General features: G+C 33.6%; 1 protein-coding gene and 2 pseudogenes. All 3 read left to right on the top strand.

The window, feature by feature from the left end:
• Positions 1 to 78 precede the first annotated feature (78 nt).
• Positions 79 to 321, top strand: a pseudogene (locus VXP95_RS15470) (recombinase family protein); the annotation flags it as partial.
• A gap of 332 nt (positions 322 to 653) precedes the next feature.
• Positions 654 to 881 (top strand): hypothetical protein, encoded by a 228-nt coding sequence (locus tag VXP95_RS15465; RefSeq protein WP_004812234.1) that lies wholly within the window; start codon positions 654 to 656, stop codon positions 879 to 881.
• A gap of 181 nt (positions 882 to 1,062) precedes the next feature.
• Positions 1,063 to 1,166 (top strand): annotated as a pseudogene (locus VXP95_RS15460) (IS5/IS1182 family transposase); the annotation flags it as partial.

The raw sequence follows: 1,166 nt of genomic DNA, 5'->3' as shown, positions 1-1,166 counted from the left end.
AATCAACAGGGTTTTCGGTCTCTAAGCACTTTTTAAAGGGAACATCATCGACTCAAATCTCTATTTGCAACAGTGCCGCAATTGATGGGTGCTTTTGCACAGTTCGAACGTGAGATCATTTTAGAGCGGCAAAAGGAAGGAATAAAACTCGCCTCTGCTCAGGGGAAGTACAAAGGTCGGGTGCATAAACTAAAGCCTGACCAAGCTGAAGCTTTACGACAAGCATGGAGGGAAGGGAAGTATCCATCAAAAATGGCATTAGGAAAAGCTTTTGGGATTAGTCGTCAGGCGGTATACCGATATTTACAAGTTAGTGAATAGCTTATTGGGATTGGCAACTAAATTTAGTTTAACTTATAAAAATCATGAAACATTGTTCGAATTTTAAGCGTGGAACATAAATAATCAATAAAAAGCCGCTCTGGTACCCTATGCCCCACAACGGCTTGATCTAATATACTGAAATTTAATGATAAATATCAAGTATTTCGTATAAGGTGTATTATGTTATTTTTAGAAAAACTTAACTTAAATAGATAAATCTAATATATTATCTTTCTCACAATTTCATAAATATCAATTATCTAATAAGCTTTAAATCCTCTTGCTAAGTCTGTATGCTGTTTTATCAGAAAGATACTATAGAGGGTAATATGCATAGTTTTTCTGTAAAAGAATTGGATCAGTTGATTGAAAATGATCTAAAGGAAAAGAAAAAATCTAGTAAGTTATTGATTGGATATAAACTATTTAATGATCTAATGAATGACCCTAAATTTTATGCAGAAGTGACAGATTCAGCCCTGAGTGCCACAAAACGAAAATATAAGAACCTCAAGATCAAGATTACGACGGATAAATATCAACTTCATTTTGAATAAAACATAAAAAAGAGAGCTAGCAGCTCTCTTTTTTATGATAGAAGTGTACTCACTAGTACACTTCTATCATATCCATTTTACATAATGGTCATTATGAATAGTTATTACAATTTCATTAATTATCATAGGCTTTGTTGCACAAAGCTATTCTTGAAGGCTTCTTCAGCAATATAATTTCCAGATGAAGAAGCCTGCACCTAAAATCTACCGTACAACCAATTGGTCCTCGTATAACCAAGCTTTAATCAAGCGAGGAAATATTTCAATCTGGTTTGATCCTAAGAC

Source organism: Acinetobacter sp. 226, assembly GCF_048147925.1.
In the GTDB taxonomy this organism is placed as follows: Bacteria; Pseudomonadota; Gammaproteobacteria; order Pseudomonadales; family Moraxellaceae; genus Acinetobacter; species Acinetobacter pecorum.
This window is presented reverse-complemented; position numbering and strand designations above follow the sequence as displayed.